Source organism: Pseudomonas fluorescens, from assembly GCF_040448305.1.
Taxonomy (GTDB): Bacteria; Pseudomonadota; Gammaproteobacteria; order Pseudomonadales; family Pseudomonadaceae; genus Aquipseudomonas; species Aquipseudomonas fluorescens_BH.
Genome location: NZ_CP148752.1, coordinates 57,195 through 76,472, shown reverse-complemented (window position 1 = coordinate 76,472; position 19,278 = coordinate 57,195). Strand labels below are relative to the sequence as shown.

The following is a 19,278-nucleotide window of genomic DNA, read 5'->3' as shown; positions in this document are numbered from 1 at the left end:
CTTGTTATCAGACAGATCCTGGCGGGCTTGAGTTCTGTAGTGTAGCGGCAGCGGCCACAAAAAAGGGCGGCCAAGGCCACCCTTTTTATACTTGCCGGGACGGATTAATCGAGCGTTAACGTTGCAGGCGATAAGCACCCCGTTCAACGCCCGATCCACCGGCCTTAGTGCAGGCCCTGAATGTAGCTGGACACCGCGGCGATGTCTTCGTCGCTCAGCTTCTTGGCAATGCTCTGCATGGGCTTGGTATCGCCGTCGTTGGTGCGGCCGCCTTCTTCCTTGCGGAAATCGACCAGTTGCTTGCCGACGTATTGAGCGTGCTGGCCACCCAGGTGCGGGAAACCGGCAGCCGCGTTACCTGTGCCATTTGGCGAGTGGCAACCGGTGCAGGCTGGCAGGCCCTTGGCCAGGTCACCACCACGGAACAGGGCTTCACCGCGAGCGACGATCTTCGGATCGGCGGCACCGACGCTGCCTTTCTGGCTGGCGAAGTAGGCGGAGATGTCCGCCAGGTCCTGATCGCTCAGGTTGGTCAGCAGACCGGTCATTTCCAGAACAGTGCGCTTGCCCGACTTGATGTCGTGCAATTGCTTGGTCAGGTAGCGTTCACCCTGACCTGCCAGTTTTGGAAAGTTTGGCGCCATGCTGTTGCCATCCGGGCCGTGGCAGGCGCCACAGACGGCGGCTTTGGCCTGGCCGGCTTTTGCATCACCCGGTTGTACTGCCTCACCTGCAGCATGGGCCATGCCGGAGATGCCCACGGTCAACAGCAGACTCACGATCAATTTCTTCATCAGCTAATCCAACTACGGCTAAGGGTTAAGAGTTATGGACCGGGCTTACTCGCTCATCCAAAGGATGATGGCTTGGTAATCCTCGGCACTGCAGTCCATGCACAAACCACGCGGCGGCATCGCCTTGAAACCCTGGGTCACGTGTTGCACCAGCGTCTCCATACCTTTCGCCAACCTCGGCGTCCAAGCTTCCTGATCGCCTTTTTTCGGCGCCATGGGTAGTTGGCCGGAATGACAGGCACCACAAACACGGTTGTACACAGCTTCCGGATCCTGTGTAGCCTGAGCGCTGTAAAGCGGCATCAAGACACCGGCAGCTAGCAGCCATTTCGTCATAAAACGACCTTTTCAGGGTTGAGAGCGAGCTGCGTTCTAGTGCGCAATCAAGGTCTGTCGCTCTCGTGAACTTCATCCTACGCTGGGACAAAGCGCACACAAAATCTGCGGCATTATATACTGGCGTCACTGAAACGGAAGCGACACTGCTTGCCGCGCCCATTCCTGGCGCCGCCCACATCGGAAATCCCATGCAACTCAAGAATCCCATCCTCGGTCTGTGCCAACAGTCCACCTTCATGCTCAGCGCCGCCAAAGTCGACCAATGTCCGGATGACGAGGGCTTCGAAGTCGCCTTCGCCGGGCGTTCCAACGCCGGCAAGTCGAGTGCCTTGAACACCCTGACCCACGCCAGCCTGGCGCGCACCTCGAAAACCCCGGGGCGCACACAGCTGTTGAACTTCTTCAAGCTAGACGATGAACGCCGTCTGGTCGACCTGCCGGGCTACGGTTATGCAAAAGTACCGATCCCGCTCAAGCAACACTGGCAGCGTCACCTGGAGGCATATCTGGGTGGTCGCGAGAGTTTGAAAGGTCTGATCCTGATGATGGACATCCGCCATCCGATGACCGATTTCGACCTGCTGATGCTCGACTGGGCAGTGGCTGCCGGCATGCCGATGCACATTCTGCTGACCAAAGCGGACAAGCTGACCTATGGCGCGGCCAAGAACACGCTGCTCAAGGTTCAGGCGGAAATCCGCAAGGGCTGGGGCGATCTGGTGACAATCCAGCTGTTTTCGGCCCCGAAACGCATGGGCCTGGAAGATGCCTACACCGTACTGGCTGGCTGGATGGAGCTGGCGGACAAGGGTGCCGAAGCAGAGATTCAATAAATATCAAAAACTGTTTGTGGTGCGCTCAGGCAAGGCAAAAGCGCGGCTCGAAAGCGGAGTTTAGGGTCCTAAATGAGCATTTCGAGCCGCGCTTTTAACGCAGCATGAGCGCATCACGGACAGTTTTTCTCGGGGCAAAAAAAACCCCGGGCTTCATATGGGGAGGGAGAAGTTCCGGGGTTGAAGCTCTAGACCGCTAGGGCGGGGTCCAGATATCTGCCAACACTTAACACAACATAGGAGCATCGAAGGGCTTCACCAGCCATTCAGTATCTCTGAGTGGTGGTGTGCAAGATTAGTTCAGATCTTTTTCAAATAGCTTTGAAATAACTCTGATAGCCCTCCGGACTGAGCTGTTTTGCACCCTTCTGCCGCGGCACTATGCCGCAGCAGAAAAGGTCTGTTCAAAGGCCTCAGTGAGCCTCATCCCAGTTATTTCCAATACCCATTTCGACCAGCAACGGCACATCCAGTTTCGCCGCCTCGCTCATGTGCACGCGAATTTCATCGCGAACCTGGTCGACCAGGTCTTCACGCACCTCGAGTACCAGTTCATCGTGTACCTGCAAGATGACTTTGGCGTCGAGGCCCGACGCGGTCAGCCAGTTATCCACCGCGACCATGGCTTTCTTGATGATGTCTGCTGCGGTGCCTTGCATCGGTGCGTTGATCGCCGTGCGTTCGGCGGCGGCGCGCTCTTGCGGCTTGTTGGAGTTGATGTCCGGTAGGTACAGACGACGGCCGAAGAAGGTCTCGACATAACCTTGCTCGGCGGCCTGGGCACGCGTGCGGTCCATGTACTGGCGAACGCCGGGGTACCGGGCGAAGTAGGTATCGATGTAGGCCTTGGCGGTCTTGGTGTCGACGCCGATGTCCTTGCCGAGCTTCTGCGCACCCATGCCATAGATCAGACCGAAGTTGATCGCCTTGGCGCTGCGACGCTGGTTGGAGGTCACGTCGGCCAGTTCGACCTTGAACACTTCGGCGGCGGTCGCGGTGTGTACGTCCAGATTGTGGCGGAAGGCGTTCATCAGCCCTTCATCCCGGGACAGGTGCGCCATGATACGCAGTTCGATCTGCGAATAGTCCGCCGCCAGCAGCTTGTAACCGGCCGGGGCCACGAAGGCCTGGCGGATGCGTCGCCCTTCGGCGGTGCGCACCGGGATGTTCTGCAGGTTCGGATCGCTGGAGGACAGCCGCCCGGTGGACGCCACCGCCTGGTGATACGAGGTATGGATCCGCCCGGTACGCGGGTTGATCTGCTCCGGTAGACGGTCGGTGTAGGTGCTTTTCAGCTTGCTCATGGAGCGGTATTCCATGAGCACTTTGGGCAATCGATAGTCGTCTTCTGCCAGTTTGGCCAGCACTTCTTCGGCAGTAGACGGCTGGCCCTTGGCGGTTTTCTTCAGTACCGGCAGGCCGAGCTTCTCGTAAAGGATGACGCCAAGTTGCTTGGGTGAACCGAGGTTGAATTCCTCCCCTGCAATCTCGAAGGCTTCACGCTCCAGCGCCACCATCTTGTCGCCCAGTTCGATGCTTTGCACGCCCAGCAAGGCGGCGTCGACGAATGCGCCCTGGCGCTCGATACGCGCCAATACCGGCACCAACGGGATTTCGATGTCGGTCAGCACACTGGCCAGGCTCGGAATGGCCGAGAGCTTTTCGAACAGGGTCTGGTGCAGACGCAAGGTGATATCCGCATCTTCGGCGGCGTAAGGCCCGGCCTGCTCCAGGGCGATCTGATCGAATGTCAGCTGTTTCACGCCTTTGCCGGCGATGTCCTGGAAACTCACCGTGGTGTGGTCCAGATACTTCTGCGCCAGGCTGTCCATGTCATGGCGCGTGGCCGTGGAGTTGAGCACGTAGGACTCAAGCATGGTGTCGAAGGCGATGCCACGCACGGTAATGCCGTTGTCCTGATCGCCGCCGATGGCGCAGTTGGCCAGGATGTTCATGTCGAATTTGGCGTGCTGGCCGACCTTGAGCTTGTTCGGGTCTTCCAGAATCGGCTTGAGCGCGCGCAGGACCGTGTCGCGGTCCAGTTGCTGCGGCACGCCGATGTAGGAATGGGTCAACGGGATGTAAGCCGCTTCGTTAGCCTGAACGGCGAACGAAAGGCCCACCAATTGCGCCTGCTGCGCATCGATGCCGGTGGTTTCGGTGTCGAAGGCAAACAGCTTGGCGTTGTTCAGCTTTTCCAGCCAGGCATCGAACCGCGCTTGATCGAGGATGGTTTCATAGGCGGCTTCAGCAGCGGCGGCCGGTGCTTCGGCCTCTGGTTCGCTGAAAAGATCGGCGGCCGGTGCAGGCTCGGCGGCAGCGCTCAGTTCCAGGCGTTTGGCGTCGCGATCAAGGTCGTTCAGCCAGCTCTTGAACTCCAGCAGGGTGTACAGCTCGTAGAGTTTGGCCGGATCTTCAGGACCCATTTGCAAGTCGTCGAGCCCAACGTCCAGCGGCACGTCGACCTTGATGGTCGCCAGTTGATAGGAGAGGAATGCCATCTCCTTGTGCTCTTCGAGCTTGGCCGGCAGGGTCTTGGCGCCGCGAATCGGCAGGGTCGGCACGATGTCGAGCTGCGCATAGAGCTCGGTCAGGCCGCCGTTCACACCGACCAGCAGGCCGGAAGCCGTCTTCGGACCAATCCCCGGAACACCCGGAATGTTGTCGGAAGAATCGCCCATGAGCGCCAGATAATCGATGATCTGCTCCGGAGCGACGCCAAATTTCTCCTTCACGCCCTCCACGTCCATGCTGCTACCGGTCATGGTGTTGACCAAGGTAATGTGACCGTCGACCAGTTGCGCCATGTCCTTGTCACCGGTAGAGATGATCACCGGACGATCCGCCGCCGCGCTGCTGCGGGCCAGGGTACCGATCACGTCATCGGCCTCGACGCCTTCGACGCACAGCAGCGGGAAGCCCAGGGCGATCACGCTCTGGTGCAGCGGCTCGATCTGCACGCGCATGTCGTCGGGCATGCTCGGACGGTTGGCCTTGTATTCGGCGAACATCTCATCGCGAAAAGTCCCACCCTTGGCGTCGAACACCACGGCGAACGGACTATTCGGATATTGCTTGCGCAGGCTCTTGAGCATGTTCAACACGCCCTTGACCGCGCCGGTCGGCAGGCCTTTGGACGTGGTCAGCGGCGGCAGCGCGTGAAAGGCGCGGTACAGGTAAGAAGAACCGTCCACCAGGACGAGGGGGGCTTGGCTCATGAGCAGGATCAACCTTTTCGGCGGGTCCGGCGCTAGAATAGCGGGACCGTTGACGACAAAGGGACAAGGTTATCATGTGCACACTAAATCGCCTGTTGCTGGCTGGCTTGTTTGCAATCACACCTTTGGCCGTCATGGCGGCGGATGACGCCCCATCGGCAGATCCGGATGTCACGATCCGCACGGAAGGGGACAAGCTCATTCAGGAATACCGCCAAAACGGCTTTTTGTACGCCATCAAGGTCACCCCGAAGGTTGGCAAGCCGTATTTCCTGGTGCGAGCGGATGGCTCGGAGGGTAACTTCGTCCGCTCCGACTACCCGGATATGCTGATTCCGGCGTGGGAAATTTTTAAATGGTAAGTCGTCCTTAACTTTAATCGGCGCTGGCTCACGAGCGGCGCCCGTACTGGCAGTTTAAACATGTCTGTGTTCACCCCCCTGGCTCGGCCCGAGCTGGAAGCTTTTCTCGCCCCTTATGGCCTCGGCCGCCTGCTTGATTTCCAGGGGATTGCCGCCGGTAGCGAAAACACCAATTTCTTCATCAGCCTGGAGCAGGGCGAATTTGTCCTGACCCTGGTCGAGCGCGGCCCGGTTCAGGAAATGCCGTTCTTCATCGAACTGCTCGACGTGCTGCACGGCGCGAACCTGCCTGTGCCTTACGCCTTGCGCACCACCGACGGCGTGGCCTTGCGCGAACTGGCGGGCAAACCTGCACTGCTGCAACCACGCCTGGCCGGCAAGCACATCAAGCAAGCCAACGCGCAACATTGTGCGCAGGTCGGTGAGCTGCTCGGCCATCTGCACCTGGCGACCCAGGCCAACATGATCAAGCGCAAAACCGATCGCGGCCTGGACTGGATGCTGGAAGAGGGCACGCAGTTTTTGTCGCACCTCGGTGCCGAACAGAAAGACTTGCTGCAACGGGCGCTGGAAGAAATCACCCGGCAGAAAGAAAAAATCCTGGCACTGCCACGGGCGAACATTCACGCCGACCTGTTCCGCGACAATGCGATGTTCGAAGGCACGCACCTGACCGGGCTGATCGACTTCTACAACGCCTGCTCCGGGCCGATGCTCTACGACGTGGCGATTGCCTTGAACGACTGGTGCTCGGACGACGATGGCGTGATCGATGGACCGCGAGCGCGGGCCTTGCTCGGCGCTTACGCGGCCCTGCGACCGTTCACCGCTGCCGAAGCCGAGTTGTGGCCGACCCTGCTGCGGGTGGCTTGCGTACGGTTCTGGTTGTCACGCTTGATCGCGGCGGAGTCGTTCGCCGGGCAGGACGTGTTGATTCACGATCCGATGGAGTTCCAGTTGCGCCTGGCGCAGCGGCAGACGGTCAATACGCCGTTGCCTTTCGCCCTTTAAAAGCTTCGCTCCTGCAGGGTCACCGCAACCCTGTGGGAGCGAGCTTGCTCGCGATAGCGGCGGGTCAGTCAACATTGATGTTGAATGTAATGCAGCAATCGCGAGCAAGCTCGCTCCCACATGTCTGGTGCGGTTACAACGACTCCAGACACCCCGCCAGATCATTCCCCAATTTCTCCAACACCTGCTCATAACCCTGGGCAGTCGCCGGCGTGTACCCGCCCAGCGCATCCAGTTCAGCCAGCTTTACCGGCAACCCCGCCACCAGGGTTTCCGCCAGGCGCGGCCGCAGCGGCGGTTCGCTGAACACGCAGGTCTTGCCGACTTCCTGCAAACGCGCGCGCATCGCCGCGACATGCTGGGCACCGGGTTGCACTTCGGCCGCGACGCTGAACACACCCACGTGCTTGAGGCCGTAGGCGTCTTCGAAGTAGTCGAAGGCTTCGTGGAAAACGAAGTAGGGCTTGCCCTGAACATCGGCCAGGCGTTTCTTCAGGCGCGCATCCAACGCATCGAGACGCTCGTCGAAGGCTTTCAGATTGCTCTGATAGCGCGCGGCATTGTCAGGATCGGCGGCACTCAGGTCAGCGGCCATTTTCGTGGCGATGACCCGGGCGTTGACCGGCGATAGCCACAGGTGTGAATCCAGGCTGCCCGGACGGTGATCGTGGTCATGTTCGTCGGCTTCTTCAGCGTGGGAGTGGCTATCTTCGGCAAAGCGGCGCAGTTTCATGCCTGGCAAATCCTGCACGGCGACGTTGGGCAACGTACGACCATTGAGCACCCGTGGCAGGAAGCCTTCCATATCCGGGCCGATCCAGTACAACAGGTCCACCGATTGCACCTTGCGCACGTCGGAAGGGCGCAACGCATAGTTATGCGGCGAAGCACCCGGCGGCAGCAAAACCTCAGGAATCGCCACGCCGTCCTGCACCGCCGCGGCGATCAATTGCAGAGGCTTGATACTGGTAAGGACCTTGACCTCGGCCTGCGCCGAACCGATCAGCAGAAAACTTGCGATAAATGCGACAAAAACAGAAAAAAGTCGGGACACGATGACCACTCGAAGAGGCGAGAACGGGTAACATAATAACGTCTCTCACAAACGTCGTCGCCGCTCATGCTAAAAACACCGATCGCCAGCCGTCCCCACGACCACTCACATTGCGTTCACAGCGCTTTGTCCGAGGCCGATGCCCTGTGCGCACGTCAAGGCCTGCGCCTGACCGCGTTGCGCCGGCGGGTGCTGGAACTGGTGTGGCAAAGCCACAAGCCGCTGGGTGCCTACGACATTCTCGCGGTCCTCAGCGAGCAGGACGGTCGCCGCGCCGCGCCGCCGACGGTGTACCGCGCGCTGGATTTCCTGCTGGAAAACGGCCTGGTCCACCGGATTTCCTCGCTCAACGCCTTCATCGGCTGCAATCACCCGGAACATGCTCACCAGGGTCAGTTCCTGATCTGCCGTGTGTGCCACGCTGCGATCGAACTTGAGCAAAAATCCATCAGCGACGCGATCATCGCCAGCGCCAGGGATGTCGGGTTTGTCGTCGAAGGCCAGACCGTTGAAGTGGTCGGTCTCTGCTCGGGTTGCCAGGGGGCTTGATGAGCAACGCACTGATCCGTCTTGAGCAGGTTGCCGTCACGTTCGCCGGGCAACCGGTGCTGGACAACATCGAGCTGAGCGTCGAGCCGGGGCAGATCGTTACCCTGATCGGCCCCAACGGCGCTGGTAAAACCACCCTGGTGCGTGCCGTGCTCGGCCTGTTGAAACCGGACAGCGGCAGCGTCTGGCGCAAGCCGAAACTGCGGGTCGGTTACATGCCGCAAAAACTTCACGTCGATCCGACCCTCCCGCTGTCGGTCCTGCGTTTCTTGCGCCTGGTGCCGGGCGTGGACCGTGCGATGGCCTTGGCGGCACTCAAGGAAGTCGGCGCCGAACAGGTGATCGACAGCCCGGTGCAAAGCGTTTCCGGTGGCGAAATGCAACGCGTGTTACTGGCCCGGGCCTTATTGCGCGAACCGGAACTGCTGGTACTCGACGAACCGGTACAGGGTGTCGACGTGGCCGGCCAAGCTGAGCTGTACAGCCTGATCACCCGCCTGCGTGACCGTCACGGTTGCGGTGTGCTGATGGTTTCCCATGATTTGCATCTGGTGATGAGCACCACGGACCAGGTGGTTTGCCTCAATCGTCACGTCTGCTGTTCCGGCCATCCCGAGCAGGTCAGCGGCGATCCGGCTTTCGTCGAGCTGTTCGGAAAGAACGCACAAAGCCTGGCGATTTATCACCACCACCACGACCACGCCCACGACTTGCATGGCTCGGTGGTCAAGGCGCCCGCGTCGGGCCAACCCCATGTTCACGGAGATAGCTGCAAGCATGGCTGATTTTCTGCTCTACGCCCTGCTTGCAGGCCTGGCCCTGGCCGTCGTCGCAGGCCCGCTGGGGTCTTTCGTGGTCTGGCGGCGCATGGCCTATTTCGGCGACACCCTGTCCCACGCGGCATTGCTCGGCGTGGCCCTGGGCTTCCTGCTGGATGTCAGCCCGACCGTTGCCGTGACCGTAGGCTGCTTGCTGTTGGCGGTGATGCTGGTGACTTTGCAACAACGCCAGCCGCTGGCATCCGACACGCTTTTGGGAATTCTCGCACCCAGCACGCTCTCTCTGGGCCTGGTGGTACTAAGCTTCATGCACGAAGTGCGGATCGACCTGATGGCTTATCTGTTCGGCGACCTGCTGGCGATCAGCCCGACCGATCTGGCCTGGATCCTTGGCGGTAGCGCTGCGGTACTGCTCTTGCTGGTTGCGTTGTGGCGGCCATTGCTGGCAATCACAGTGCACGAAGAACTGGCCAGGGTCGAAGGCCTGCCGGTGGCGGGATTGCGCCTGGCCCTGATGCTGTTGATCGCCGTGGTGATTGCCGTGGCGATGAAAATCGTCGGCGTATTGCTGATCACTTCGTTGCTGATCATCCCGGCTGCTGCGGCACAACGTCACGCCCGCTCGCCGGAGCAGATGGCACTGGGCGCGAGCCTGCTGGGCATACTCGCCGTGTGTGGCGGGCTGGCGCTGTCCTGGTTCAAGGACACCCCGGCCGGCCCGTCGATTGTGGTGACGGCCGCCGCGCTATTTCTGCTGAGTTTTGTTCTGCCCCGCCGAGGGGTGTAGACTTGCTCGTTTTTTGCGCAAATAGAGAGTCGCAGGAATGAAGTCGTTCGCCTCCCGTTATCTGCTCCTTGTCGCATTTTCTTTGCTGCTGGGCGCCTGCCAAAGCACGCCACCGGCGGCCACCGAGGCCGCCGATGCGCGGGCCACGGCCATCGTACAGCTGGAACAAAACATCGCCAGCGATGAACTGGCCATCGCCGAAGACCAATTGGCAGCCTTGCAGGCCGCATCGCCCAACGATGCGTCCCTTGAGCAATACCAGCGGCAGCTGGCCGAAGCCTATCTGCGCCGCAGCCAGAGCGTGCTGCAAAAGGGTGATGTGGATGCCGCCGCGACCGCCCTGAGCCGTGCCCGCGCGTTGATGCCCAAGGCTCCGGCACTGACCGGCGGAGTCAACGGCTCGATTGCCCAGGCGCGCAAGGCCGAGCTGGAAAAAGCCGAAGCCGCCCTCAAGGCTGCCGAAGCCAAGCCAAAAGCCAAGGTTATCGACCTGACGGCTGAAAGCACCACGGTCGTGCTGAATATCAACGATATGGGCAAACTGCGTCGCCAACTGGATGCCATCGCCGCCGATGTGGTGAATTTTCAATGCGACGTGAGCATTCAGGCTCCACGCACCAACGATTACCCTTGGCTGGCTAACTTGTTGACCAAACGGGTGAAGAAACTCGATCCTGAGTTTGATCTGAAGCTGGAGCGGCAGATTTTGCGCAGTGTTCCGGCGCAGATGGTTCTGACTCCGCGCAAACCGTAAAGCATCGTCGGAACGCCGCCCGGAGCAAGCTCGCTCCCACAGGGTTCACGATTGATCACAGCTTTTGTGATCAACGCTTATCCCTTGTGGGAGCGAGCCTGCTCGCGATGGCGTCCTTTCTGGCAAAAACAATTTCAGATCGAAATTGCCTTCCAAGTTGGGCCAGCTTCTTCAGCCGTTCCTTTTTCCTGACCTTTGATCGCGTTATTGCCAAATGACAGGACAAATGCGAAATAAATGCTAAGAACCTCTATACGGACAGGCTAAAATGCGCGCCCGGCTAACCGCTGATCCTTTTCTAACGCGCCCCACAAGGTTCGCTACGTGATCGAGTTTCAAAACGTCCATAAAACCTACCGCGTCGCCGGTAAGGAAATCCCCGCCCTGCATCCGACCAATCTAACGATTGAGAACGGGCAGGTTTACGGCTTGATCGGTCATTCCGGCGCAGGAAAAAGTACCCTGCTGCGTCTGATCAATCGCCTGGAAAACGCCAGCGGCGGCAAGATCACCGTCGACGGTGAAGAAGTCACCGCACTCGACGCCAACGGCCTGCGCCGCTTCCGTCAACAGGTCGGGATGATTTTCCAGCACTTCAACCTGCTGGCCTCCAAGACTGTCGCTGACAACGTCGCGCTGCCCCTGACCCTGGCCGGCGAATTGTCGCGCAGCGAGATCGATTCGCGCGTGGCCGAGCTGCTGGCACGGGTCGGTTTGTCCGACCATGCGAAAAAGTACCCGGCGCAATTGTCCGGTGGGCAAAAGCAGCGTGTCGGCATTGCCCGAGCCCTGGCGACCAAGCCAAAAATCCTGCTGTGCGATGAAGCCACCAGCGCCCTGGACCCGCAAACCACCGCATCGGTCTTGCAATTGCTGGCCGAGATCAATCGCGAGCTGAAACTGACCATCGTCTTGATCACCCACGAGATGGACGTGATCCGCCGGGTCTGCGACCAGGTAGCCGTGATGGACGCTGGCGTGATCGTCGAGCAAGGCTCGGTGGCCGAGGTGTTCCTGCATCCAAAGCACCCGACCACCAAGCGCTTCGTGCAGGAAGACGAGCAGATCGACGAAAGCGAACAGCGTGACGACTTCGCTCACGTACCGGGGCGCATCCTGCGTCTGACCTTCCAGGGCGAAGCGACCTACGCGCCGCTGCTGGGTACCGTCGCCCGGGAAACCGGTGTGGACTACAGCATCCTGGCCGGTCGTATCGACCGCATCAAAGACATCCCTTACGGGCAACTGACCCTGGCCGTGACTGGCGGTGACATGGAAGCGGCCTTTGCCCGCTTCACCGCAGCCGACGTCCACATGGAGGTGCTGCGCTAATGGAAGCCCTGACAAGTTTCTTCGCCAATATCGACTGGTTCGAAATCTGGCTGGCCACCGGCGACACCCTGCTGATGCTCGGCGGTTCGCTGTTGTTCACCGTGTTGCTCGGCTTGCCGCTGGGCGTGCTGCTGTTCCTGTGCAGCCCGCGCCAGTTGCTGGAAGCCAAAGGCGTCTACGCGATGTTGTCGCTGGTGGTGAACATCCTGCGTTCGCTGCCGTTCATCATCCTGTTGATCGTGATGATTCCGTTCACCGTGTTGATCACCGGCACGTCCCTGGGTGTCGCCGGTGCGATCCCGCCGCTGGTGGTGGGTGCCACGCCATTCTTCGCGCGCCTGGTGGAAACCGCCCTGCGTGAAGTGGATCGCGGCATCATCGAAGCGACCCAGGCCATGGGTGCGACCACGCGACAGATCATCACCAATGCCTTGCTGCCGGAGGCGCGTCCGGGCATCTTCGCGGCGATTACGGTGACAGCCATTACACTGGTTTCCTACACGGCGATGGCCGGTGTCGTGGGCGCCGGTGGTCTGGGTGACCTGGCGATCCGTTTCGGTTACCAGCGTTTCCAGACCGATGTGATGGTCGTGACGGTGGTATTGCTGCTGGTATTGGTCCAGGTGCTGCAAACCGTCGGCGACAAACTGGTTGTGCATTTCTCCCGTAAATAAGACAAGACATGAGCCGGCCATACGCTGGCAGGCGCCGGAAACGGTGCCGCACAAGGAGTTAGCTGAATGAAAAAACTACTCGTCGCCTTCGCTGCTGTTGCCGCATTCTCGGCCCACGCGGCCGACACCCTGACCGTCGCGGCCACTCCGGTGCCACACGCCGAGATCCTCGAATTCGTGAAGCCGGCCCTGGCCAAAGAAGGCGTGGACCTGAAGGTCAAGGTATTCACCGACTACATCCAGCCGAACGTGCAGGTCGCGGAAAAGCGCCTGAACGCCAACTTCTTCCAGCACCAGCCGTACCTGGATGAGTTCAACAAGGCCAAGGGCACCCACCTGGTTTCCGTGGCCGGCGTGCACCTGGAGCCCCTGGGCGCTTACTCCAACAAGTACAAGACCATTGCCGAACTGCCTGGCGGTGCCACCGTGGTCATCCCGAACGATGCCACCAATGGCGGCCGTGCACTGTTGCTGATGGCCAAGGCGGGTCTGATCAAGTTGAAGGATTCGAACAACATCCTGTCGACCGTGAAGGACATCACCGAGAACACCAAGGACCTGAAAATCCGCGAACTGGAAGCCGCGACCATCCCGCGCGTGCTGACCCAGGTCGACCTGGCGCTGATCAACACCAACTACGCGCTGGAAGCCAAGCTCGATCCGTCCAAGGACGCGCTGTTCATCGAAGGCAGCGACTCGCCTTACGTAAACATCCTGGTGGCTCGCCCGGACGACAAGGACAGCGACGCGATGAAGAAACTGGTCGCTGCCCTGCACAGCCCGGAAGTGAAGGCCTTCATTCTCGAGAAGTACAAAGGCGCGGTGGTGCCGGCGTTCTGATTGGCTGAAAGCAGCAAAAAAAGGGGCGCATCGAATGCGCCCCTTTTTTGTGCCTTGAAATACAGGCCCCCTGTGGGAGCGAGCCTGCTCGCGATGGGGCCGTCACATCCGACATAGATATTGAATGTCAGTCCGTCATCGCGAGCAGGCTCGCTCCCACAGGGTTTAGTGGTGTAGTTACTGACGCTTGAGCATCACCGGCAACTGCGCCACCAGCTTCGCATTGTTCAACGGCGCCCGAATAAACCCGCGCTGGGTGCCGTCCGGCCCGATCACGGCGAGGTTGCCGCTGTGGTCAACGGTGTAGTTCGGCTTGCTGGTGTCCGCCGGAATGAACGGAATGCTCACCGCGTTGGCGATCGTTTGCAATTCATCGGTCGACGCCGGGGTCAGGCCGATGAACTGCGGGTCGAAGTAACCCAGGTACTGCTTCAGTTGCTTGGGTGTATCGCGGTTCGGATCGACGCTGACCAGCACGATCTGCAATTTATCCACAGCCTCGGGCGGCAACTCGCTCTTGATCTGCCGCAACTGGGCGAGGGTGGTCGGGCAGATGTCCGGGCAGAAGGTGTAGCCGAAGAACAGCAGGCTCCACTTGCCTTTCAATTCATTGATCGCGACCGGCTGGCCGTCCTGATTGGTCATCATCACGTCCGGCAGATTACGGCTCTGCGGCAGCAAGATGATGCCGGCGTCGATCAGCGCCGTCGGATCGCCCTGGTTTTTCCCGGACAGCACCTTGTTGACGGTCAGGCCCAGGATCAGTGCGACCAGGGCGACGAGTATGAAGACGGTTTTCTGGGTTCGAGTCATAGGTTCAACAGTAAGTAGTGGTCTACGAGCAGGGCGATAAACAGCAGGAACAAGTAGTAAATAGAGTACTTGAACGTGTTGATCGCCGCGTGCGGCCGAGTGCCACGGTACAGCACCACGGCCCATTGCAGAAACCGCGCGCCCAGCCCGAGCGCGCAGACCAGGTAGAGCGTGCCGCTCATGTGGATCACATAAGGCATCAGGCTGACGGCAAGCAATGCGAAGGTATAAAGCAGGATGTGAATCTTGGTGTAGTGCTCACCATGGGTGACCGGCAGCATCGGGATATCGGCCTTGGCGTATTCCTCCTTGCGGTGGATCGCCAGCGCCCAGAAGTGCGGCGGGGTCCAGGCGAAGATGATCAACACCAGCAGCAGCGGTTCGGCGCTGACGTGGCCGGTGGCGGCGGTCCAGCCGAGCAACGGCGGCGCGGCACCGGCCAGACCACCGATGACGATGTTCTGCGGGGTCGCGCGCTTGAGGAATCCGGTGTAGACCACCGCGTAGCCAAGCAACGAGGCGAGGGTCAGCCACGCTGTCAGCGGGTTGGTGAACGCCAGCAACATGGCTTGTCCGAGAACCGCCAACACCAGCGCGAACGTCAGCGCTGCGGTCGGCGAAACCCGGCCTTCGGCGAGCGGCCGTTTGCGGGTGCGCGCCATCACCGCGTCGATGCGCCGGTCCACCACATGATTGACCGCCGCCGCGCCACCGGCACACAGGGCGATGCCCAGGTTGCCGAAAATCAGCACCGTCCACGGCACTCCGGCACGGGTCGCAAGAAACATCCCCACCAGCGAAGTGATGAGCATCAGCACCACGACTTTGGGTTTGGTCAGTTCCAAGTAGTCACGCCAGATCGCCTGACTGGGACGTTCGCCGATCAGAATCGCCATGGCATCTCTCCTTTTATTGTTATGGGCCCGGCTGAGTGTTTACGCGGGCTGAAGTGCCAGCGCGCTTGCTTGACCCGGACCAGACTGGTTCGGGCGTGGTAATTGACCAGCACCATGGTCAGCAACAGCGCCGCGCCGCCCGCGTTATGTGCGACGGCCACCGGCAGCGGCAGATGGAACAGCACGTTGCTGATGCCCAAGGTGATTTGTGCGCCAAGGGTGATCAGCACCAGGCCTGCCAGGCGCGTCATGCCGACCGCTTTCAGTTGCCAGGCCAGACCGAGCAATACCAGGGTGACCAGCAACGCGCCGATGCGATGGGTCAGGTGAATCGCCGTACGGGCGTCGCTATCCAGTTGTCCGCCAAGATAGTTCGGGCCGATGTGTTGGGTCAGGTGAAAGCCGTTGGCGAAGTCGGCCGGTGGCAACCACTGGCCGTGACAGGTCGGGAAGTCGATGCAGGCCACGGCGGCGTAATTGGAACTGACCCAGCCGCCGAGGGCGATTTGCCCGATCACCAGCAACAGCCCCGCCGTCGCCCAGTGCTGCAAACGTCGTGGCACGGTCAGCGCCGGCAGTACGCCGGACAGGCGCAAGGTCAGCAGAAACAACAGGCTCAAGGTCGCGAAGCCGCCCAGCAAATGCCCGGTGACCACCTGCGGCCAGAGCTTGAGCGTTACCGTCCACATGCCAAACGCGGCCTGGCCAACAACCACCGCCAACAGAAACAACGGCAGCTTCACCGGTTGCCCGGGATGGCGGCGATGCATCCACGCACGACCGGCCAACACCGCGATCAACAGCCCCAGCGTGCCGGCGAAGTAGCGGTGGACCATCTCGTTCCAGCCCTTGTGGGCCTCGACCGGAGCGTCCGGGAAATGCAATTCGGCGTGGGCCAGCTGGGCTTCGCTTTTCGGCACGCTGATGAAACCGTAGCAGCCGGGCCAGTCCGGACAGCCGAGGCCGGCGTGGGTCAGGCGGGTGTAAGCGCCGAGCAACACCACAATCAGTGCCAGCAAGGTGGCAAACAGCGCGAGGCGAAATCCAGGCTTGGCCATGACGATGCCCTTATCCGATGTTCGACAGTTTCAGCAGGTGGCGCAGATCGTTGAGCAGGTCCTTGCCCTTCACCGAGGGGTCGTAGCGCAGCACCAGATTGCCGTGGGGGTCGATGATCCACAGGTGCGGCGCGTCATCGCTCTGAGCGCCTTTAGTGTAGGCAGGCAAATCCAGTGAATAGCGTTGCAACTGCGGGTACTCGCGTTGAAGTTTAGTCTCGTAATCGCTGTTCAGCGTCTGCGCGGCGGCCAATGCATGGCTGGCGCGGGACGCATCACGGCCGAGGCCGATCTGGACTTGCCGCGCCAGATACACCAGTTGCTGGCAGTCCACCGCGCAATCCTTGGGCGCCGTTACCAGTATCTGCCAGCGAGCTTCCTGGGCCTGCACGCCGATGTCCGCGCGGGTCTGACCGTTGCCGATCAGTTCGCCGTGATAACTGCGGCCCTCGGGCACCCAGAAGTTCAGCTTGTACATGCCGGTGGCGAGGATCATCGGACCGATCACCCCGAGCAGGATCAGCAGCAATTGCATACGGCCCTTGCGCCGGTTCACCGAAGGTTTCGCCTCAGACATGCTGGGTGGATTCATGGCCGCTCCCATGGTGTTTCTCCTTTGCGTTGTGCCAGCCGAGATAGAGATAAAGACCGAACAGGGCGATCGCCATGGCGAACCACTGCACGGCATAAGCGATGTGTTTTTCCGGGCCCATGGCGACTACTGGCCAGTCGGCCTGATAGATGGCGGGGCCGGTTTCGGCGCGCAGTTCGTAGGCAAAGCCTTCGCGATTCAGTGCTGTCCAGAGCTTGTCTGGCTCAACGGCCGTAATCAGCTTCGGCCATGTCAATGTTGTGGGATCTGCGTGCAATTGGAACGTCGCGCCGGGGGAGACGTAGACCCACGCGTCGAGGCTGACTGCTTCGGCAGGCGTCTTGAATTGCGGTGGTGTGCGGCGCTCCGGCCAAGGCAACCAGCCGCGATTGACCAGCAGCCAAAGCCCGGAGGCCTGATCGTGAAAGGGTTGCAACAGCTCAACGCCGACCTTGCCGTTGCGTTGACTGTTATCCAGCAGCAGGCTGTGTTCAGCATCGAACTGGCCGTACAGGTGAACCCGACGGAAAGCCGGATCGGTGGTGTGTTGCAGTTCGGTACTGGCCATCGGCTCGGCGGCCCGGCGTTCGGCGTAGGTTTGCAGCAGCGCGCCTTTCTCCGCGCCCCGGCTCAATTGCCAGAACCCCAGGGACACCAGTAGCGGCAGCAACAGCGCCACCACCAGCGTTGGCACGATACCCGGCCGAAAGCGCTTCATGGCATCGCCAGAAAGTCGGTCATCGCGATAGCTATACTCAAGTGCATCGCTTGTCCCCCCGGAGTCTCACCATGCTCAAAGCAGCCATCGTCCTGATGCTGATTGCCACGGTTGTCAGCCTGTTCAGCGGCCTGTTTTTTCTGGTCAAGGACGACAGCCGCTCAAACCGCCTCGTCATTGCCTTGAGTGTGCGAGTGACGCTGGCCGCCCTTACCCTCGGCCTGATCGCCTGGGGGTTTTTCAGCGGCCAGTTGGTGTCCCATGTCCCTTGGTAGCTTGCTCGCCAAGGCGTGTCAGTTACCCTGATTTCGACTGATAAACCTTCGCGAGCAAGCTCGCTCCTACAGCACATAGACGAAAACGAACAGCCCGATCCACACCACATCCACGAAGTGCCAGTACCAGCTCGCTGCTTCGAAGCCGAACTGGTGCTCGCTGTCGAAGTGCCCGCGCATGATCCGCATCAGCATCACGAACAGGATGATGGTGCCGATGGTCACATGGGCGCCGTGGAACCCGGTGAGCATGAAGAATGTCGCGCCGTAGATGCCCGAACCCAGGGTCAGACCCAGCTCGCGGTAGGCGTGCATGTACTCTTCGGCCTGGAAGGTGAGGAACGCACAGCCCAACACTACGGTGAGCGCCAGCCAGAGTTTCAGTGCGCCGCGATGGCCCTTTTTCAAAGCGTGGTGGGCGATGGTCACGGTCACGCTGGAACTCACCAGCAACACGGTATTGAGCAATGGCAGACCCCAGGGGCTGATGACTTCCTTGGGCGGCGGAAACAGTTTCGAGTCGGGGTTGCTCAGCAGCGGCCAGGTGAACTGGAAGTTCGGCCACAGCATGTGCGCCATGCCTTTGGCGCCTTCACCACCGAGCGCCGGCCCGGAGATATGGCGGACATAAAACAGCGCGCCAAAAAAGGCGATGAAGAACATCACTTCCGAGAAAATGAACCAGCTCATACCCCAGCGGAACGAGCGATCCATCTGTGCGCTGTACAAGCCGCCGCGACTTTCCTTGATCACCGTGCCGAACCAGCCGAACAGCATGTAGGCCAGCAACAGGCCACCGACGAAAAAGATCAGCGGCCCGTGGGATTCGGGGCGTGCGGCCTTCAGATCATTGAACCAGGTGGCCAGGCCAAACACCGTGACGAACATGCCGACCGTGGCGATGATCGGCCATTTGCTCTGGGCCGGGACGTAATAATGTTCATGAGTTGCCATTTATTGTTCTCCTTATCGGGCACGCTCAGCCGCCAGTGTTTACAGCTACCGGTGGATGTCGGGCGGTGATATCGAACAGCGTGTAAGACAGCGTCAGGTGCTTCACATCCTTGGGCATGTCGCGGTCAACGATGAAACGCACCGGCATCTCGATCCGTTGACCGGGCTGCAGCACTTGCTGGGTAAAGCAGAAACATTCGGTCTTGTGGAAGTACGCCGCCGCGTTGCTGGGCGCGATGCTCGGCACGGCTTGGGCGCTCATCGGTTTATCGGTGGGGTTGTGGGCGATGAAGATCATCTCGTTCACCGCCCCCGGGTTCGCGGTCAACTCGTCATGCTTGGGGTAAAAGTCCCACGGCATGTCGGCGGTGTTGGTCGACAGAAACTGCACGCGCACCTGCCGCGAGGTGTCGACCGTTTGCTCACCCTCGTACTGCCCGCCGGTCTTGCCATTAATGCCGAAGGCCCTGCACATCACGTCGTAGATCGGCACCAGTGCAAAGCCGAAGACAAACATTGCCACCACCACGGTCAGCAGGCGCGTGACCAGTTTCTTCAACGAAATCGAGTCAGCCATGGTTTTGAACCTCGACCGAGAACCCTGTGGGAGCGAGCCTGCTCGCGAAGCAGACACCGCGGTTTAGCA

22 protein-coding genes are annotated in these 19,278 nt (G+C 60.4%); 11 read left to right on the top strand and 11 right to left on the bottom strand.

Going from position 1 to position 19,278, the window contains the following annotated elements:
• Positions 1–164: 164 nt before the first annotated feature.
• Positions 165–794: a cytochrome c4 gene (locus WHX55_RS00370; protein ID WP_353741799.1), complete on the bottom strand. Its 630-nt coding sequence runs from the start codon at positions 792–794 to the stop codon at positions 165–167.
• A 45-nt stretch (positions 795–839) separates the two neighbouring features.
• Positions 840–1,130, bottom strand: a complete 291-nt coding sequence (locus WHX55_RS00365; RefSeq protein ID WP_008002190.1) for a c-type cytochrome — start codon at positions 1,128–1,130, stop codon at positions 840–842.
• 191 nt (positions 1,131–1,321) lie between these two features.
• Here WHX55_RS00365 and yihA point away from each other — a divergent pair, with 191 nt between their 5' ends.
• Positions 1,322–1,966 (top strand): ribosome biogenesis GTP-binding protein YihA/YsxC, encoded by a 645-nt coding sequence (yihA, locus tag WHX55_RS00360; protein ID WP_057712595.1) that lies wholly within the window; start codon positions 1,322–1,324, stop codon positions 1,964–1,966.
• A 413-nt stretch (positions 1,967–2,379) separates the two neighbouring features.
• On the opposite strand, the gene polA is transcribed toward yihA, so the two are convergent.
• On the bottom strand, positions 2,380–5,184 hold the full coding sequence (gene polA, locus WHX55_RS00355; RefSeq protein ID WP_353741798.1) for a DNA polymerase I: 2,805 nt from the start codon (positions 5,182–5,184) through the stop codon (positions 2,380–2,382).
• A gap of 74 nt (positions 5,185–5,258) precedes the next feature.
• On the opposite strand from polA, the gene WHX55_RS00350 reads away from it, so the two are divergent.
• Together WHX55_RS00350 and WHX55_RS00345 are read left to right on the top strand one after the other, a co-directional pair.
• Positions 5,259–5,546, top strand: a complete 288-nt coding sequence (locus tag WHX55_RS00350; protein ID WP_353741797.1) for a DUF2782 domain-containing protein — start codon at positions 5,259–5,261, stop codon at positions 5,544–5,546.
• Positions 5,547–5,606: 60 nt separating this feature from the next.
• A complete protein-coding gene (locus tag WHX55_RS00345) occupies positions 5,607–6,557 on the top strand; it encodes a homoserine kinase (protein ID WP_353741796.1) in 951 nt (316 codons plus the stop codon).
• A gap of 133 nt (positions 6,558–6,690) precedes the next feature.
• Here WHX55_RS00345 and znuA read toward each other — a convergent pair whose 3' ends face one another.
• Positions 6,691–7,611: a zinc ABC transporter substrate-binding protein ZnuA gene (gene znuA / locus WHX55_RS00340; RefSeq protein ID WP_150728171.1), complete on the bottom strand. Its 921-nt coding sequence runs from the start codon at positions 7,609–7,611 to the stop codon at positions 6,691–6,693.
• A 66-nt stretch (positions 7,612–7,677) separates the two neighbouring features.
• Here znuA and zur point away from each other — a divergent pair, with 66 nt between their 5' ends.
• The 7 genes from zur to WHX55_RS00305 all read left to right on the top strand — a co-directional run bounded on the left by zur (position 7,678) and on the right by WHX55_RS00305 (position 13,326).
• Complete coding sequence (gene zur, locus WHX55_RS00335) at positions 7,678–8,160, top strand: zinc uptake transcriptional repressor Zur (protein WP_008045818.1); 483 nt, start codon at positions 7,678–7,680, stop codon at positions 8,158–8,160.
• The gene (gene znuC, locus WHX55_RS00330) at positions 8,160–8,945 is read left to right on the top strand and encodes a zinc ABC transporter ATP-binding protein ZnuC (protein WP_007989407.1); all 786 of its coding nucleotides are present in this window, start codon (positions 8,160–8,162) and stop codon (positions 8,943–8,945) included. The genes zur and znuC overlap by 1 nt, the downstream gene beginning before the upstream one ends.
• Positions 8,938–9,726 (top strand): zinc ABC transporter permease subunit ZnuB, encoded by a 789-nt coding sequence (znuB, locus tag WHX55_RS00325; protein ID WP_046042679.1) that lies wholly within the window; start codon positions 8,938–8,940, stop codon positions 9,724–9,726. Before znuC ends, znuB begins: the two co-directional genes overlap by 8 nt.
• A 37-nt stretch (positions 9,727–9,763) precedes the next feature.
• A complete protein-coding gene (locus WHX55_RS00320) occupies positions 9,764–10,480 on the top strand; it encodes a PA5502 family lipoprotein (protein ID WP_353741795.1) in 717 nt (238 codons plus the stop codon).
• Positions 10,481–10,804: 324 nt separating this feature from the next.
• Positions 10,805–11,812, top strand: coding sequence for a methionine ABC transporter ATP-binding protein (locus WHX55_RS00315; protein WP_150728168.1), 1,008 nt, complete (start codon positions 10,805–10,807; stop codon positions 11,810–11,812).
• Positions 11,812–12,486, top strand: coding sequence for a methionine ABC transporter permease (locus WHX55_RS00310; RefSeq protein WP_008002212.1), 675 nt, complete (start codon positions 11,812–11,814; stop codon positions 12,484–12,486). Before WHX55_RS00315 ends, WHX55_RS00310 begins: the two co-directional genes overlap by 1 nt.
• 66 nt (positions 12,487–12,552) lie before the next feature.
• Positions 12,553–13,326 (top strand): MetQ/NlpA family ABC transporter substrate-binding protein, encoded by a 774-nt coding sequence (locus WHX55_RS00305; protein WP_353741794.1) that lies wholly within the window; start codon positions 12,553–12,555, stop codon positions 13,324–13,326.
• A 177-nt stretch (positions 13,327–13,503) separates the two neighbouring features.
• Here the strand turns inward: WHX55_RS00305 and WHX55_RS00300 are convergent, their stop codons facing one another.
• From WHX55_RS00300 to WHX55_RS00280, 5 genes are read right to left on the bottom strand one after another with little or no spacing between them, the layout of a single operon-like run.
• Positions 13,504–14,139: an SCO family protein gene (locus tag WHX55_RS00300; protein WP_150753735.1), complete on the bottom strand. Its 636-nt coding sequence runs from the start codon at positions 14,137–14,139 to the stop codon at positions 13,504–13,506.
• Entirely contained in the window at positions 14,136–15,035 is a 900-nt protein-coding gene (gene cyoE / locus WHX55_RS00295; protein WP_095942983.1) for a heme o synthase, read from the bottom strand. Before cyoE ends, WHX55_RS00300 begins: the two co-directional genes overlap by 4 nt.
• Positions 15,023–16,093 (bottom strand): COX15/CtaA family protein, encoded by a 1,071-nt coding sequence (locus tag WHX55_RS00290; RefSeq protein ID WP_150728165.1) that lies wholly within the window; start codon positions 16,091–16,093, stop codon positions 15,023–15,025. Before WHX55_RS00290 ends, cyoE begins: the two co-directional genes overlap by 13 nt.
• Before the next feature lie 10 nt (positions 16,094–16,103).
• Positions 16,104–16,697: a hypothetical protein gene (locus WHX55_RS00285; RefSeq protein WP_150753736.1), complete on the bottom strand. Its 594-nt coding sequence runs from the start codon at positions 16,695–16,697 to the stop codon at positions 16,104–16,106.
• Positions 16,663–17,403: an SURF1 family protein gene (locus WHX55_RS00280; protein ID WP_150753737.1), complete on the bottom strand. Its 741-nt coding sequence runs from the start codon at positions 17,401–17,403 to the stop codon at positions 16,663–16,665. The genes WHX55_RS00285 and WHX55_RS00280 overlap by 35 nt, the downstream gene beginning before the upstream one ends.
• 71 nt (positions 17,404–17,474) lie before the next feature.
• On the opposite strand from WHX55_RS00280, the gene WHX55_RS00275 reads away from it, so the two are divergent.
• Entirely contained in the window at positions 17,475–17,678 is a 204-nt protein-coding gene (locus WHX55_RS00275) for a twin transmembrane helix small protein (protein WP_223455081.1), read from the top strand.
• Between the two features lie 66 nt (positions 17,679–17,744).
• Here the strand turns inward: WHX55_RS00275 and WHX55_RS00270 are convergent, their stop codons facing one another.
• Positions 17,745–18,632, bottom strand: coding sequence for a cytochrome c oxidase subunit 3 (locus WHX55_RS00270; protein WP_150728162.1), 888 nt, complete (start codon positions 18,630–18,632; stop codon positions 17,745–17,747).
• 25 nt (positions 18,633–18,657) lie between these two features.
• Positions 18,658–19,209 carry a cytochrome c oxidase assembly protein gene (locus WHX55_RS00265; protein WP_150753738.1) on the bottom strand — a complete coding sequence of 184 codons (552 nt, stop codon included), beginning with the start codon at positions 19,207–19,209 and terminating at the stop codon, positions 18,658–18,660.
• Between the last annotated feature and the right edge of the window lie 69 nt (positions 19,210–19,278).